General features: G+C 39.8%; 20 protein-coding genes. 14 read left to right on the plus strand and 6 right to left on the minus strand.

Annotated features, from left to right (window positions below):
• The 12 genes from I6F44_RS08885 to lipA all read left to right on the plus strand — a co-directional run bounded on the left by I6F44_RS08885 (position 1) and on the right by lipA (position 10,164).
• Positions 1–492, plus strand: coding sequence for an LPS-assembly lipoprotein LptE (locus I6F44_RS08885; protein ID WP_010554703.1), 492 nt, complete (start codon positions 1–3; stop codon positions 490–492).
• Positions 492–1,529, plus strand: a complete 1,038-nt coding sequence (gene holA / locus I6F44_RS08890; RefSeq protein WP_010554702.1) for a DNA polymerase III subunit delta — start codon at positions 492–494, stop codon at positions 1,527–1,529. Before I6F44_RS08885 ends, holA begins: the two co-directional genes overlap by 1 nt.
• 21 nt (positions 1,530–1,550) lie before the next feature.
• Positions 1,551–2,186, plus strand: a complete 636-nt coding sequence (gene nadD, locus I6F44_RS08895; RefSeq protein WP_121954931.1) for a nicotinate-nucleotide adenylyltransferase — start codon at positions 1,551–1,553, stop codon at positions 2,184–2,186.
• A 55-nt stretch (positions 2,187–2,241) separates the two neighbouring features.
• Positions 2,242–2,559: a ribosome silencing factor gene (rsfS, locus tag I6F44_RS08900; protein WP_007585564.1), complete on the plus strand. Its 318-nt coding sequence runs from the start codon at positions 2,242–2,244 to the stop codon at positions 2,557–2,559.
• A gap of 37 nt (positions 2,560–2,596) precedes the next feature.
• On the plus strand, positions 2,597–3,067 hold the full coding sequence (rlmH, locus tag I6F44_RS08905) for a 23S rRNA (pseudouridine(1915)-N(3))-methyltransferase RlmH (RefSeq protein WP_007585562.1): 471 nt from the start codon (positions 2,597–2,599) through the stop codon (positions 3,065–3,067).
• Positions 3,068–3,076: 9 nt separating this feature from the next.
• On the plus strand, positions 3,077–4,945 hold the full coding sequence (mrdA, locus tag I6F44_RS08910) for a penicillin-binding protein 2 (RefSeq protein ID WP_024591126.1): 1,869 nt from the start codon (positions 3,077–3,079) through the stop codon (positions 4,943–4,945).
• Complete coding sequence (rodA, locus tag I6F44_RS08915) at positions 4,942–6,048, plus strand: rod shape-determining protein RodA (protein WP_007585558.1); 1,107 nt, start codon at positions 4,942–4,944, stop codon at positions 6,046–6,048. Before mrdA ends, rodA begins: the two co-directional genes overlap by 4 nt.
• Positions 6,048–6,812, plus strand: a complete 765-nt coding sequence (locus tag I6F44_RS08920) for a septal ring lytic transglycosylase RlpA family protein (protein ID WP_121954930.1) — start codon at positions 6,048–6,050, stop codon at positions 6,810–6,812. The genes rodA and I6F44_RS08920 overlap by 1 nt, the downstream gene beginning before the upstream one ends.
• Before the next feature lie 99 nt (positions 6,813–6,911).
• A complete protein-coding gene (locus tag I6F44_RS08925; protein WP_010554697.1) occupies positions 6,912–8,075 on the plus strand; it encodes a serine hydrolase in 1,164 nt (387 codons plus the stop codon).
• Between the two features lie 175 nt (positions 8,076–8,250).
• Positions 8,251–8,529: a DUF493 family protein YbeD gene (ybeD, locus tag I6F44_RS08930; protein ID WP_002958517.1), complete on the plus strand. Its 279-nt coding sequence runs from the start codon at positions 8,251–8,253 to the stop codon at positions 8,527–8,529.
• Positions 8,530–8,548: 19 nt separating this feature from the next.
• Positions 8,549–9,202, plus strand: a complete 654-nt coding sequence (gene lipB / locus I6F44_RS08935) for a lipoyl(octanoyl) transferase LipB (RefSeq protein WP_010554695.1) — start codon at positions 8,549–8,551, stop codon at positions 9,200–9,202.
• On the plus strand, positions 9,199–10,164 hold the full coding sequence (gene lipA / locus I6F44_RS08940; RefSeq protein ID WP_002958515.1) for a lipoyl synthase: 966 nt from the start codon (positions 9,199–9,201) through the stop codon (positions 10,162–10,164). The genes lipB and lipA overlap by 4 nt, the downstream gene beginning before the upstream one ends.
• A gap of 80 nt (positions 10,165–10,244) precedes the next feature.
• Here the strand turns inward: lipA and I6F44_RS08945 are convergent, their stop codons facing one another.
• Positions 10,245–11,531 (minus strand): VCBS domain-containing protein, encoded by a 1,287-nt coding sequence (locus I6F44_RS08945; protein WP_197173621.1) that lies wholly within the window; start codon positions 11,529–11,531, stop codon positions 10,245–10,247.
• Between the two features lie 256 nt (positions 11,532–11,787).
• Between I6F44_RS08945 and I6F44_RS08950 the strand changes: the two genes are divergently transcribed.
• The gene (locus I6F44_RS08950; RefSeq protein ID WP_007585551.1) at positions 11,788–12,027 is read left to right on the plus strand and encodes an RNA recognition motif domain-containing protein; all 240 of its coding nucleotides are present in this window, start codon (positions 11,788–11,790) and stop codon (positions 12,025–12,027) included.
• Positions 12,028–12,133: 106 nt separating this feature from the next.
• Here I6F44_RS08950 and I6F44_RS08955 read toward each other — a convergent pair whose 3' ends face one another.
• On the minus strand, positions 12,134–12,283 hold the full coding sequence (locus I6F44_RS08955) for a hypothetical protein (RefSeq protein ID WP_007585545.1): 150 nt from the start codon (positions 12,281–12,283) through the stop codon (positions 12,134–12,136).
• 142 nt (positions 12,284–12,425) lie between these two features.
• Between I6F44_RS08955 and I6F44_RS08960 the strand changes: the two genes are divergently transcribed.
• The gene (locus tag I6F44_RS08960; protein ID WP_169043892.1) at positions 12,426–14,045 is read left to right on the plus strand and encodes a M28 family metallopeptidase; all 1,620 of its coding nucleotides are present in this window, start codon (positions 12,426–12,428) and stop codon (positions 14,043–14,045) included.
• 35 nt (positions 14,046–14,080) lie between these two features.
• Here I6F44_RS08960 and I6F44_RS08965 read toward each other — a convergent pair whose 3' ends face one another.
• The 4 genes from I6F44_RS08965 to I6F44_RS08980 form a co-directional block, all read right to left on the minus strand.
• Complete coding sequence (locus I6F44_RS08965) at positions 14,081–15,028, minus strand: PDC sensor domain-containing protein (protein WP_024591129.1); 948 nt, start codon at positions 15,026–15,028, stop codon at positions 14,081–14,083.
• Between the two features lie 233 nt (positions 15,029–15,261).
• Positions 15,262–15,468 (minus strand): EF-hand domain-containing protein, encoded by a 207-nt coding sequence (locus I6F44_RS08970; protein WP_197173622.1) that lies wholly within the window; start codon positions 15,466–15,468, stop codon positions 15,262–15,264.
• 80 nt (positions 15,469–15,548) lie between these two features.
• On the minus strand, positions 15,549–15,755 hold the full coding sequence (locus I6F44_RS08975) for a calmodulin (RefSeq protein WP_197173623.1): 207 nt from the start codon (positions 15,753–15,755) through the stop codon (positions 15,549–15,551).
• Between the two features lie 169 nt (positions 15,756–15,924).
• Positions 15,925–16,137 carry a calmodulin gene (locus I6F44_RS08980; protein ID WP_007585535.1) on the minus strand — a complete coding sequence of 71 codons (213 nt, stop codon included), beginning with the start codon at positions 16,135–16,137 and terminating at the stop codon, positions 15,925–15,927.
• Positions 16,138–16,166 lie beyond the last annotated feature (29 nt).

Raw genomic sequence — 16,166 nt, forward strand, 5'->3', positions numbered from 1 at the left:
ATGGCTGCATTTAACGCCATTAAAAATGGACTAGCCTTAGTGCTAGTCTGTTTTTTGTTATCAAGCTGTGGCTTTCATTTAAAAAAAGCCTCTAGCCTGCCTGATAACTTAAAACAGCTAACACTTGTAGGCGATGACGAAAAATCGACTTTATTCACTGAGCTTAAAAAAGAGCTTAAAGCGAGTAACGTAGAGTTAGTATCGTCAGCTAAAGATAAAGCCCAATTGTATTTACGCAAAGAAAGCATTGAACGCCAAACACTTTCGCTGTTTCAAAACGGCCAAGTTGCTGAATATGAGCTCGCTTATGGCGTATCGTATGTAGTTAAACGCCCAGGCGAAAAAGCGATAGAAAAACGTTTTGAGCTTTATCGTAATTACCAAGATGATCCGGATCATGCATTAGCAAAAGCAAAAGAGCTTGAGCTACTTATTAGCGAAATTCGTGAGCAAGCCAGTCGTCGTATTGTTAGAGAGCTGTCGCAACTATAATGCGCTGCTACGCTAATCAACTACCGAGTGAATTAAATAAAGGGCTAAAGCCCTTTTATTTAGTATTTGGAGAAGAGCCTTTTCAAGAAGCGCAGTGCGTACAACAAATTCGCGACAGTGCTAAGCAACAAGGTTTTGATGAAGTAATTAAGTTTACTTTAATGCAAGGATTCGATTGGCAAGAAATTATAGCCCAGTACCAAAGTATGTCGCTGTTTAGCGCCCGCACTATTATTGAGCTTGATTTAAACCAACAAAAGCCAGGCGTTATTGGCAGCAACACCTTTAAAAAAGTAGTTGAGCTGGTTAATCCCGATACTATTTTAATTGTTAAAGGCGCTAAAGCCAGCCAAGAAGTACAACGTGGAGCATGGTTTAAAGCTCTTGATAAGCAAGGTGTATTTGTACCTTGCTACCCGCTTACGGGCTCTCATGTAAAACGATGGCTTGATGAGCAATGCCAACGTTTATCACTTAATATGCAAAGCGACGCCAAAGTAAGCTTAATAAATGCCACCGAAGGCAACTTGTTAGCCTGTTTTCAGGAACTTGAGAAGCTCTCGCTACTGCACGGCAATGCATTAATTACTCAGCAATTAGTAATGCAAGGTCTGTTAAACCAAGCCAAGTTTGATATTTTTGATTTAAGCGATGCGCTATTAAATGGTCACGCCAAACAAGCTATAAAAGTATTAAACAAACTTGCCAGCGATAACACCGAAGTGGTGAGTATTTTGTGGGCTATAACCAAAGAGCTTAATACACTTATAAGTGTGCAACTTGGTTTACTGAATGGCGAACCTATCGCTAATTTATTTAAACAAAAAGCAATTTGGAAAAACCAACAAGGTCCAGTTCAAAATGCTATTAACCGTTTAAACATGCATACACTAGAACAAATAAACAGTGATGTTGCGTTGTTTGATGCCAGTTACAAGCAAGGTAATTTAATTGCACCTTACCAAGCGCTTGCTCATATTTGTATTAAATTTTGCCAGCCGCTCAACATTCCTATGCCGTGCCACGCGGTTAATTAATAAATAGCTAATGGGTGTAAAATGATCGCAATTTTTGGTGGCACTTTCGACCCAGTCCATTTAGGCCATCTAAATATGGCGCAGCAATGCGTAAATGCGTTTAATTTAAATACGCTTTATTTTATGCCCTGTGCATTACCTGCACATAAAGCAGCGCCGGGAATTAGTACTCAGCACCGTATTAATATGCTAAACGCAGCCATTGCACCTTATCCTCATTTTGAACTCGATTTAAGAGAGCTTAACCGAGCTGGTCCATCGTATTCGCTACTTAGTTTGCAAGAACTTCGTAAAGAGCACCCCACTACACCTATTTTATTTTTAATTGGTATGGACTCGTTTAACAATCTCGATAAGTGGTTTGAGTGGAAGGCAATAACGCAGCTTTGCCATATTGTGGTGTACCAGCGCCCTGCTCAACATTGCACTGTAAAAGGTGAGCTCAAAAGCTATATGCAACGCGCAAATGCCGGCGAAGTAGCGGCACTTAAACACTCACTTGCAGGTAAACTTTATTTTTTACCGGGCGAAATGCTCGATGCGGCCTCAAGCACCATTCGCGAACAACTGAAAAAAAGTAATAAAAAGAATGAACTATTGCCCGATGCAGTGAGTCATTACATAGAAGTGCATCAGCTCTATCAAATTGATGCTTAAAAACTCCTAGCGTGTTAAAATGCGCGCCATTAAATTTTTAAATTGAGACAAAACCTTGGATTCAAAACAACTACTCGCCTTTGCTATGGACAAAATTGACGATATGAAAGCGCGTGACATCGTTCATATTGACGTTACTGGAACATCAGATATCACAGATTACATGGTAATTTGTTCTGGTACTTCTAAACGCCACGTACAGTCAATTGCCGATCACTTAGCAAAAGAAGCGCGTCATGCAGATTCAGAGCCACTAGGTTATGAAGGTGAAGGCGACGGCGAATGGGCACTGGTTGATTTAGGTGATGTGGTTGTACACGTGATGCAAAACGAAGCACGTAGCTATTACGATCTAGAAAAACTGTGGGGCTAAACGCTCACTCATTTTAGACAATGCTTGGAAGTAATACGTGAAAATACAAATGATTGCTGTTGGTACTAAAATGCCAGCATGGGTAGAAACGGGATTTGCAGAATATCAGCGACGTTTCCCTAAAGATATGGCCCTAGAGTTAATTGAAATTCAAGCCGGAAAACGTGGTAAAAATGCAGATATAAAACGTATTTTACACATTGAAGGTGAAAAAACATTAGCGGCTATTCCAAAAGGCAATCGTATTGTAACGTTAGAGGTAACAGGGAAAGCGCTGGATACTCACCAACTTGCTAAAAATATGGAAAAATGGCAACTCGATGGCCGCGATGTAAGTTTACTTATTGGCGGACCTGAAGGACTTGCTCCAGAGTGCATTGCAGCTTCTGAGCAAAAATGGTCGTTATCTAATTTAACATTGCCGCACCCTTTGGTGCGTATAATTGTTGCAGAGAGCCTTTACCGAGGCTGGAGCTTAAATAACAACCATCCTTATCATCGCGAGTAACCCCTTGCCATGCTAAAACATAGACCCACTATTCGTGACCACTCCGCAGAAGCAAACTTATTTGCTAGGCGAGCATTCGTGGGTTTTGTTTTTGTATTAGGATTAGTCGCTGTACTACTTTCTAATCTTTATACTATTCAGGTAGAAGATCACCAAGACTACCAAACCCGCTCCAACGATAACCGCATTAAAGTTATTCCTATTGCACCCAACCGTGGTTTAATTTACGACCGTAACGGTGTGCTACTTGCTGAAAACAAACCTGTTTACAACCTTGAAGTCATCCCCGAAGAAGTAGACGACCTTGACGAATCGCTTGATAAAATAAGTAAAATAATTGCGATTACAGAGCAAGACAAACAAGACTTTTTAAAAGATATAAAACACACCCGTCGTTTTAAATCGCAAGTACTAAAAGCCCGCTTAGACGAAACAGAAGTGGCGAAATTTTCGGTTAATCAGCATAAATTTCCTGGTTTTAGTATTGAGGCACGTCTGGCTCGCTACTACCCATTTGGCGACACGCTAACGCATGCGCTTGGATATGTTGCCAAGCTTAATAGAAAAGAGCTAAACCAATTAGAACAAGAAGATCGTGCAACCAATTACCGTGCTACATATGATATTGGCAAGCTCGGATTAGAAAAATACTATGAAGAGACATTGCACGGTAAAGTGGGCTCACAACGGGTAGAAGTTAATAACCGTGGCCGTGTAATTCGCACTCTAAGCATGACCCAGCCACAACCTGGTAGCGATTTAGTACTTACCTTAGACATTGGCTTGCAACAAATTGCACAGCATGGGCTTAAAGATATGCGTGGCGCTGTTGTAGTTATGGATGCAAAAGATGGTGGCGTGCTGGCACTTTATTCAAACCCAAGTTATGACCCAAATTTATTTGTACACGGCATTAGCAGCAAAAATTATAAAGCGTTACTTAACCAAGACCGTCCGCTAATAAACCGCACTACGCAAGGTCGTTATGCGCCTGCCTCTACGGTAAAGCCCTTAATGGCTGTATTAGCGCTTGAAGAAAATATAGTAAATGAATCAACATCAATGTGGGATCCTGGTTTTTTTCAAATTCCAAATGTTGAACACAAATGGCGAGATTGGAAACGTTGGGGCCATGGTCATGTGGATGTATACAAGGCGATTGAAGAGTCGTGCGATACCTATTTTTACGATGCGGCTTATCGATTAGGCATTACTAAAATCAGTGATTTTATGGCCCGTTTTGGCTACGGCGATTTGTCAGGTATTGATATTCATGAAGAAACTACTGCTATTCTACCTTCAAAAGAATGGAAAGAAGGACGCTTTAAAGAGTCTTGGTGGCGTGGTGATACTATTTCGGTAGGTATTGGTCAAGGTTACTGGACTGCTACACCAATTCAAATTGCAAATGCGACTAACATATTAGTTAATCGTGGTATTAATCATCCACCTCATTTGGTGCAAGTAATAAAAAAAGATAGCGACATAACGCAAATTAACAACGAAGAAAAACCCCCTGTTATTTTAAAAGATCCACGCCATTGGCAAGTATCGTTAGATGCAATGCATAATACAGTTCAAAAAATATCAGGCACAGCGCACAAAGCATTTAAAGGCACTAACTACGACTCGGCTGGTAAAACGGGTACTGCACAGGTAGTTAGTATTGCCCAAGGTGAACGCTACGATGCAGAATCGCTTAAAGAGCGCCAGCGTGACAACACAATTTACGTAGGGTTTGCACCTTACAACGATCCTAAAATTGTGGTTTCTGTTGTATTAGAAAACAACCACGGTGGTATTCAAATTGCTCGCCAACTTATGGATTACTACTTTGCAGCCAATCCAGTTAATCTTGCAAGGAACGATACACCATGACCGCTTTGCACGATAAACGCTCTATTTGGATGCGTATGCATCTAGACCTACCACTGCTTATTGCATTACTCATAATGATGGCTGGTAGCATAATGGTTGTTTACAGCGCAAGCGGCCAAGACTCTTCAATGATGATTAGGCACATGACTCGTATGGGCGGTGCGGTTGTTGCTATGGTTGTTTTGGCCCAATTTTCGCCTGCCACATTAAAGCGTTTAGTGATCCCACTTTATTGCGTTGGTTTATTAATGCTAGTGGGTGTACTTTTATTTGGCGTAAGCTCAAAAGGCGCACAGCGATGGCTCGATTTAGGGGTGACACGGTTTCAACCTGCAGAATTAATGAAGTTGGCAGTCCCGATGATGGTAGCTTGGTATATAGGGCGTAACCACTTACCTCCTCGGCCAATGCACTTAATTATTGGCTTTATGATTGTAATGCTCCCTACATTATTAATTAAAGAACAACCCGATTTAGGTACCGCTATACTTATTGCAAGTTCAGGTATATTTGTTTTGTTTTTGTCTGGATTAAGTTGGCGTTTAATCGGCTTTTTAAGCTCTATTGTAGCGCTTGCCGCATGGCCATTTTGGCACTACGGTATGCACGATTATCAAAAGCAGCGTGTACTCACCTTTTTAGACCCTGAGAGCGATCCGCTCGGTTCGGGTTATCATATTATTCAATCTAAAATTGCTATTGGCTCAGGCGGTATAGAAGGTAAAGGCTGGCTGCTTGGTACGCAATCGCAATTAGAATTTTTGCCAGAGCGCCACACCGACTTTATATTTTCGGTTTTAAGCGAAGAATTTGGTTTATTTGGCGTATGTGTTTTACTTAGTCTCTATTTATTTATTATTGGCCGTGGTTTATACATTGCTGTTAATGCACAAGATGCATTTGGTAAATTGCTCGCAGGCGCACTCACCCTCACCTTTTTTGTGTACGTATTTGTAAACATAGGCATGGTATCGGGTTTATTACCTGTTGTAGGCGTACCTTTACCACTGATTAGTTATGGTGGTACATCGATGGTGACGTTAATGGCAGGATTTGGCATTATTATGTCAATCGCAACAGATAAAAGGATGCTTTTAAAATAATGCGACACACTAATCAGCTTATATTTACCACGTTATTAATTTTGCTTTTAAGTGCATGTAGTAGCGGCTCAAGTAGCCGTTATAGCATGCGTCATGATGCAGCGCCATTAAGAGCCCCAACTACACTTGAGATGCAAGACGCTATAGTTACCGAAGTAACTAAAAGTGCCAGCGCCAGCCGTCCGTATACAGTGCTTGGTAAAAGTTATTCGCCCATGCTTGATGAGACTGGCTTTAGCGAGGAAGGTGTTGCCTCTTGGTATGGTCGTAAATTTCATGGTTATCACACCTCAAATGGTGAAACGTACGATATGTTTGCCATGACCGCTGCGCATAAAACGCTGCCGCTACCTAGCTTTGTTAAAGTAACCAATACAGCAAATGGTAAATCGGTAATTGTGCGCGTAAACGACCGGGGCCCGTTTCATGACGATAGAATAATTGACCTTTCGTACGCAGCCGCTTATAAGCTTGGCTATTACACCCATGGTACAGCAAAGGTTAAGCTAGAGGCAGTTACGCTTGCGGGCGCAACTGCGCGTCAAACCTATATTCAGGTAGCTGCAGGTAGTACACTTGCTAATATTGAAGCGCTTGCCAGCACATTGCGAGAGCAATACAAATTACCAACAAATATCGTTCAAAAAGACGACATTTACAGACTGCATTTAGGGCCAATAAAAGACACCCCTCATGCAGACGAAGTATTAAAAAAATTAAAACAAAATCAATTTCAAAACGCGTTCTTGCTTTACACTCAGTAAGACTAATACCCAAACTACCCCAGGATGCTCGCATCTTGGGGTGGTTTGGGTATAAAATGGCGTAACGCGAATCTTTAACTTTAACCATTAATGAGTATGATGAAATCTATTAAACATAAAATCCTCAAAGGTGTATGCGGCCTAGTTTGTACAGCCGCCGTATTTTCAGCCAGCGCCCAAATTATTCCGGCACCACCTCAAGTTAATGCAAAAGGTTATTTTTTGGTCGACTTTACAACAGGTAAAGTTATTGCTGAAGGTGAAGCCGATACACAGCTAGCACCTGCAAGTTTAACTAAAATGATGACCAGTTATGTAATTGGTACTGAAATTAAAGCAGGTAATATTGCCACTACCGATATGGTAACGGTAAGCGAAAAAGCATGGGCTAAAAACTTCCCAGAATCTTCAAAGATGTTTATTGAAGTAGGTAAGCAAATTAGTGTTGATCAGCTTAACCACGGTATTATTATCCAATCAGGTAATGATGCATGTGTTGCAATGGCTGAGCATATTGCTGGAAGCGAAAGCGCATTTGCTGATTTAATGAATGCCCATGCTGCTAAATTAGGTATGAGCAACAGCCACTTTATCAACAGCCACGGCCTTGATACTGACGAGCACTTCACAACGCCTCGCGATATGGCGACACTTGGTGCTGCACTTATTCGTGATGTGCCAGATGAATATGCACTTTATAAGCAAAAATCGTTTACTTATAACGGCATTAAGCAATATAACCGTAACTCATTATTGTGGGACGAAAGCTTAGATGTTGACGGTATTAAAACTGGTCATACATCAGAAGCTGGCTACAGCCTAGTTACCTCAGCAACTAAAAACGATATGCGTTTAATTGCTGTTGTTATGGGTACTACCAGCGAACGAGCTCGTAAAGTAGAAAGTAAAAAACTACTTAACTATGGTTTTCGTTTTTATGAAACAATTACTCCGTACAAAGCAGGCGATAGCTTTGCAGAACAACGTATTTGGATGGGTAACAAAGAAAATGTATCTTTAGGTATTTTAGAAGATACACCGATTACTATCCCACGTGGTCAGCATAAAAACCTTAAAGCTAACTTTGAGCTAGATAATACGCTTGAAGCACCACTTGCTAAAGGTACTAAAGTAGGTACGTTATTCTTACAACTAGAGGGCGAAGATATTGCTCAATACCCACTGGTAACACTTGAAGAAGTGGAAGAAGGCAGCTTCTTTAGCAAAATTTATGATTACTTACGTTTACAGATCATGCAGTAATTTATAGCTCCCCTATTAACTAGGGTAACTAATTTAAACGTCTCCACTGTGAGGCGTTTTTTTTTACTTGAAAAATGTTAGAATGCGCCCCATATAAGCAAGACTGCTAATTGCCTATCTGTATTAAGCTTCGAGCTTGCATAGAGTCCACACTTTTGTATGAGGAGTCACCGTCGTGGTTCAACCTGTTAAAGATACTAAATTTGATGAGTACCTAGAGTACCCTTGCCCATTTACATTCAGAATAATGGGTTTAGCTAATGTAAACTTAACTGATCAAATTTTAGCTAAGTTACAACCAATAGCACCTGGCGATTACGCCCCTAAAGTAAAACCAAGCAGCAAAGGTAATTACGAGTCAGTAAGCCTTGTAGCAACGGTTACCAGTGGCAAACACATTGAAGAAATTTACAACGTGATCAGCAATATTGATGACGTACGCCACATGCTTTAAGCCATAGTTGAGATTTGTTGTGAACGAAAACACTTTGATCGTACGCCAACTGGGTCGTCAGCGTTATATGCCAATTTGGCAAAAAATGCAGGACTTTACCGACACCCGTGATGAAAATACGCCAGATGAAATTTGGCTTGTAGAGCACGAGAGTGTATTCACCCAAGGTCAGGCTGGTAAGGACGAACACTTACTAGCTCCTGGCGACATTGAGGTGATTAAAGTTGACCGTGGTGGACAAGTAACTTATCACGGCCCTGGCCAGCAAATGATGTATGTATTATTTAATCTACGTCGTTTAAAGATTGGTGTACGTGAATTGGTTACATGGCTTGAAGAGTGCATTATTGAATCACTCGCCGAGTATGGTATTGAAGCTTATGCTAAAGCTGATGCACCCGGTGTTTACGTTAACGACAGCAAAATTGCATCCCTTGGATTACGAGTTCGTCGTGGTTGCTCGTTTCATGGCTTAGCATTAAATGTTAACATGGACCTAAGTCCATTTTTACGCATTAACCCATGTGGTTATGCGGGCATGAATATGGTGCAAACTAAAGAATTAGATGGTCCTCAAAACCTAGAAAGTGCAGGTGAAGGATTGGTGAAACACATGATCAAGAAGCTTAATGCAACACAGGTTAAGCATACTGAAGGGTTTGAAAACGAATGAATAAACCAGTCAAAATGGAACCAGGTGTAAAACTACGCGACGCAGAAAAAATGGCGTTGATCCCAGTAAAAGTTTTACCTACAGAAAAAACTGAAATGTTGCGTAAGCCAGAATGGTTAAAAATTCGCTTACCTAAATCAACCGATCGCATTGACGGCATTAAAAAAGCGCTACGTAAGCATGGCTTACACTCGGTATGTGAAGAGGCTTCGTGCCCTAACCTATCTGAATGCTTTAACCACGGTACAGCTACCTTTATGATTTTAGGTGCTATTTGTACTCGTCGTTGCCCATTTTGTGATGTTGCCCATGGTCGCCCATTAAAACCTGATGCCACTGAACCTGAAAAGCTAGCACTTACTATAAAAGATATGAAGCTAAGCTACGTTGTAATCACTTCAGTTGACCGTGATGATTTACGAGATGGCGGTGCTCAGCATTTTGCCGATTGTATTCGCGAGATTCGTAAACATAACCCAACTATCACTATCGAAATTTTAGTACCTGATTTTCGTGGTCGTATGGACCGCGCATTAGAAATATTAATCGAGACGCCACCAGATGTGTTTAACCACAATCTTGAAACTGCGCCACGTTTGTACAAACTAGCTCGCCCAGGTGCTGACTACAAATGGTCATTAGAATTACTTCGTCGCTTTAAAGAAGCTCACCCAGAAGTTAAAACTAAATCAGGCTTAATGGTAGGTTTAGGTGAAGAAATTAGCGAAATTGAAGAAGTACTTCGCGATTTACGTGCACACAACGTTGACATGCTAACTGTAGGCCAATATCTACAACCTTCTAAGCATCACTTACCGGTTAAACGCTACGTGCCACCAGTAGAGTTTGACGGCTTAAAAGCGTATGCAGACGAAATTGGCTTTACTCACGCGGCTTCAGGTCCGTTTGTACGCTCAAGCTACCATGCTGATCAACAAGCAGCGGGCAAAGAAGTAAAATAACCACTTTTATCAAAGAATAAAAAAAGCCGTTAATAATGCATAATTATTAACGGCTTTTTCATGCTAATTGATAAAATAGCTTACTGCGCTAACTTACCTCTTGTGATAGAAAAATCAGCAAACCTAACACGTTCTTCATCAACTTGAAGGCTGTCGGTTTCAACAATTGAGCGGTATATTCCCCACTTAGGACGAGCAAAATCATCATCATTAAAGCCGCGCCACATATCTATGTTTTGCTCGCTTATATTAAATATCTCTGCGTTGTCGCTTAAGCGCGTTAATGTCATATCAAGCTTACCACTTTCACTAAATGTAGCTTGTACAAATACCTCGACCCATTCATCTGTAATTAAAGACCAGTCGGTTTCAATTAAGTTTTTATCAAGACCCGTGCCGTTACCGTTTTCATCAAACCCTGCGCTATATCGAACCTGTAGTTGATTACCTGTACTATTTTTTTGCGCACCTGAGAGAGTGATAATAGGCTGATCGTCATTACCATTGGTGTTGTCGTTACTCTCGTTACGGGCTTTTATTTGAAAAAAATGGCTAAACTTACTCGTAAGCTCAAGCTCGCTGCTTACTTTAAATTTCCAGCTGTATTGAAATGTCTCACCCTCAAACGCCAGTGTTTCTTGTGGTGATTTATCGTAGGTTTTTATTTCGTTGCGTTGTCTGTCACTTGCACCTTTGTCTTTATCTTGGTCATCATCTCGGTGGGCTAAAAATACAAAATGGTTACCAATTATCGTATCGGTATCTTCGATAATATGGACAACACTTTCATGATTGCCAGCGTATAAGTCTGGAGATTCAATTGACCCTTCGCCGAATGCATTTTCAATAAGTGTATATGCGTCAAGACCCGAATCTACACCATCTGATTGTAATAACACGTTCGAAATGTTCTCAAAGCCATCAGGTTGAGCTATTGGTGCACCTACAATTGTTATGATAATTTGTGCGCTAGTACCATCTACAGAGTTTACTGTTATTGTGTCTTGCAGTGTTTCACCCTCATTAAGAGATGTTATTAAAGTATTTAAATCATCAAGTGTGTATGACCAATCTCCACCAGCATTTAAGCTAAAAAAACCATAGCTTGTAGCGCTATTTTCTTGTGCTATAAAAGCAGACTCGCCGGGTTGTTGATCAGTAATAGTTAATGAGCCTGTTATTGCATCATTACTATCACTAATAACTTCGCCTCGGCTATTACCACCAATTATTGCAGGAGTTTGTAAAGTAATCGCTTCATTATTTTGCACCGTAGAATCAGAGCCAGAGCTGCCACAACCAACAACTAAATAAGATAGAAGTGCGGTTGTAATTACATTACACAGTTTAAGATTATATTTAGGCATTGTTAGCTTTATAGTTAATAGTAAGTTAATAAAACATAAACTTACCAATTAACTATGCAAATAACCACAACTCAATTACCAATTAACATGACCAATTTGATGACAATCCATTTGAAATTATAAAAGCTATGTTTTTTCAGTGTGATACAAACAATTATTCCTATAGAACGTTTATTTATATATGTTTTAAAATAAAATTAGGTTAAAGCTGAGTTACTTGAGATAATTAATACTGACATAATTATTTAGGTTCATTATGAAACTATTAGTTCGTAACTTGTCTCGTGCTACCACTGAGCATGAGCTTCGTACTTTATTTGCAGAGCACGGTAAAGTGACTACCTGCAACTTGGTACTTGATAAAGAAACTGGCCAATCTAAAGGCTTTGCCTTTTTAGAAATGCCAAACGACATAGAAAGTAAAAGCGCCATTAAAGCACTTAACCAATCTACTGTTGATAAAAGTAAGATCCGCGTAAAGCTTGCAGACGCATAAAGCTAACTGCAACTTATACTAAAAAACCAGCTAATGCTGGTTTTTTGCTTTTAGTGCCAAGTATTGTATTTAAGCTTTATATTTAGCTAAAAAAACTAAGCGGTTATTAAGCCGCTTTTTTTATACTTATAGTGCCCAATATTATAAAAGAAGCAGACAGCACAAAAAATGTCTCCTGCTCAGCTAATATTGCAGCAGCAAAAAATGCAATGCCACTAGCTATAAATAAATACCCACTTTTTTTACATTGGCTCATTATGTGCTCCCTTAGGTTGTTCGTTATTTATACACCTTATCAAATCAATCTGCAATTGAATGAAAAGTTCTCTATAAAAATTCGACATCGCTGCGGTGCTTCCTTTATATTGAAAGCCTAATTAAATAACAATATGAAGACTATGGCATCTACTCTTTTAAAAAGCGCTAGCCTAAGCCTGCTAGTTGCACTCTTTGGCTGCTCAGAGCCTGCAAGCCAACAAACCCCATTAGAAAATACAGCCGGTGTAAGCCTTAGCAATATTAAACAGCATATTAAAACGCTAGCCTCTGATGACTTTCAAGGCCGAGGCCCGCTTACTCATGGCGAAGTGAAAACAGTAGGCTACTTAAGCGAGCAATATAAAGCGCTGGGTTTAACCGGTGCTTATAAAGGTAAATACTTACAGCCTGTAAAAATGGCAATGGTGACAGCTAATCAGGACATGCAGTTAAAGGTAGGTGATTTGAGCTTTGAATCAGGCAAAGACTTTACGGCACGTACCGAGCAACTTCAGCCATTAATTGATGTAAGAAGCTCTGACGTTGTATTTGCGGGCTACGGTATTAATGCGCCAGAATATAGCTGGAATGACTATAAAAATATTGATGTAACTGGTAAAACAGTGGTTGTGCTAGTTAACGATCCAGGCTTTGCTACTCAAAACGATGCCCTTTTTACTGGCAATGCAATGACCTACTACGGTCGCTGGACTTATAAATATGAAGAAGCCGCTCGCCAAGGTGCAAAGGCTGTATTTATTGTTCATGAAACAGCACCTGCGGCATACCCTTGGGGCGTAGTTGAAAGTTCAAACACCGGCACTAAATACACGTTAATGGATAACAATTTAAACGCGTCTAAATTACCGGTTATGGGCTGGCTAACACTTGATGCGACTGAGAAAATGTTTAACGCCGCAAAGCTTAACTATCAAGATTTAAAACAAGCAGCATTAAATGATGACTTTAAAGCGACGCCACTTAACTTAAAAGCAAACCTTGCCTTTAAAAACGAAGTATCTCATGCAAAATCGCATAACGTAGTTGCACAAATTACAGGTAGCGAATCACCTGACGAATACGTTGTTATTAGCGCTCACTGGGACCACTTTGGTACTAAACAAACTGATACTGGCCCTAAGATTTATAACGGCGCAGTAGATAACGCTTCAGGCACTGCAGCCACGCTTGAAATAGCACGCATCATGAGCAAAATGAATAAGCAAAAACCATTTAAACGCTCAATTATTTTTGCTAACTTTACAGCAGAAGAAACGGGGTTAATTGGTTCTGAAGAATTTGCATCGGGTGCGGTTGTACCTACAAAAAAAATGGTCGGTCTATTAAATATTGATGGCATGAACGTGCTTGATGGCACTGACTACATTTTACAATACGGTAAAGATTTATCGACAATGGAAAACTATTTAGCAAAGGCTGCAAAATCACAAGGCCGTGTTGTTAAAATGGATCCTCGCCCGCAAAATGGCTTATTTTTTAGATCTGATCATTTCTCACTTTCTAAGCAAGGTGTGCCTAGTCTATTATTTATGAGCCTGGGCGATACCGATCCTGAGTACATTGCGCATAAATACCATAAAGAAGCAGACGACTACTCAGCTGATTGGTCGTTAGGTGGCGTTAAGCAAGATATAGATCTTATTGTTGATATAGCCACTCAACTTGCAAACAATGGCGATTGGCCAAAGTGGACGAGCGAGTCTGACTTTAAAGCCAAACGCGCGCAAGATAAACAATAAATAACTATTGATAGTTATGTAATATAAAAATCCTCCTACTTGGAGGATTTTTGTTTTAAACGAGCCCGCATTAATAGCGTTTCGGCTTTTGCCCCTAAGTAAACATAGATAGCCAGTGCAATTAAAAGCCCCACTACTGCAAGCATCATCGCTATTGCAGGCATTAAATATTCCGATTGCCCCAGCGCCGCTTTAAACATAGTTAACAGCGCCTCAATTGATATAGCAATCAACACGGTAGATATAAACCGTGTAATAGTGCGCCGCGTAGATGAGTGCCTAAAAATATCCTTATGCATAAGGATTTCTTCTTCGAGTATTGTTTTACCTAAATCGAATACTGCTAATGCTAGGGTGATGTAAATAATGATACTAAAGGGTTCAAGTGGGTCTGATGAGGTATCTACATGGGTTAATAGCGCGTATATATCATTAAAAACGATATTCAGTAAAAATAATACTAAGCAAAATAAGCATGCAACAATAATACCGTAACCCGCTTTGAAGTAAGGCGACATATTAGCGCGCGCAGTATCACCCATTACAAACTCAATAAGCTGCGTTAAGCTCACATCAACGACCAAGTAATGTTGATTATTAATTGGTTTTTTTAGTTCTTTAATCGCCGATATACATAAATGGTTAGTCGCTATAGAAATGTAGGGATCAGTAAAGCACACTCTATCACTTGTTTTAGCGTTCAAAAAATAGGGTCGCTCGCTTAAATCTTGTTGATTACCACTTTCACCTAGTTTTTTGCTATATGCCCGTTTAAAGCAGACATTATTACCCTGCTGCAAACCTTCTGCATTTAAACAATATTGTAATTCTAAAAATGGGTACTGCTTAATCAGGTAGCGGGTATCACGCTCTTTAGTTAACCCATCCTCAATACTCATCAAAATAGATTCAAGTAAGCTGTGTATTACATGCTCATATTCGTGGTAGCGCTCAACACTACTGATATAACTCATTCGCGCCATTTTAAATACTCATTGACCTAAGTTATAAATAGATTTGCAAGTTTAAAACCAACAATAAAATAACTTAATAATCAGCAACTTGATACTATTCAAACTCAACTTTTGCACTACTTTGGTGACTAAATAGTAATATATTAAATTAAATGCACAAAAAAGCAGCTAAGTATTAATTACTTAGCTGCTTTGTGAGTATGACTGGTAAGGCTTTACGACTAACTTAAATATAAAGCCTGTTACTGAACCTTCGAAAACTCTTCTTTAGATAACTCGCCATTTCCATCTGCATCTAATTGATCAAAAAGCTGTACTAGTTGAGAGTTAACTTGGGCTTCTGTTTTACTAATTACGCCGTCGCCATCAGCATCAAAAGAATCAAAATCTACCGCAGCAAACGCCGCTGAAGAAGAAGCTAGGGCTACAAAAGCTAGAGTTGTTTTCATAATCGTTTCCTTAGGCTATGAGCCTGATTAGGGGTAAGAAGTCCTTTTCAAAGATCCTTTAGGAGTAAAGTGTTTATAAATTAATATTCAAAAAAATCATTTTCTGTCGGACCACCGCTGCTTTGAACATTCAGCTCGTCAAATTGCTCTATCACTTGCGCCGATTCTTCAGTTTGGCTAATTGAAGCGTTGTCGTCTGCGTCGAGTGTTTCAAAGTCTGTGTTTGCAAATACTACTGACGAAGAAACAATAGCCATAAGTACAAATGTTGATTGTAGCTTTTTCATAATTTAATCCTTCAAAAGTATGCGGTGTCCTAAATAAATTTGCTCTATAGTGCTCTCTAGTCACTTCCTGGTTATTCTTTTTAGTAGGCTCCCTTGCCTACTTAGGTTGTCTTTGGCAACTCAGAATTTAGATAACATTACAGAGCATTAACTGCTTAAGGCTTTAATTTTAGGCCTTAGAAAACTCATCTTCGGATAGCTCACCATCTTGGTTTGTATCGAGTTCTTCAAATTTGCTTAAAAGCTCAGCATCTACTGAAGCTTCGGCTTGGCTGATTGCGCCATTACCATCTACGTCTAGCGTATCAAAATCTGTTGCTGCAAAAGCCGCTGATGAAGAAGCTAGCGCCATTAGTACTAATGTTGATTGAAATGTTTTCATAATAGTATTCCTTCATTGGGTTGTTGCGA

It is taken from the genome of Pseudoalteromonas sp. NZS11_1 (genome assembly GCF_015864275.1).
Classification (GTDB): domain Bacteria; phylum Pseudomonadota; class Gammaproteobacteria; order Enterobacterales; family Alteromonadaceae; genus Pseudoalteromonas; species Pseudoalteromonas arctica.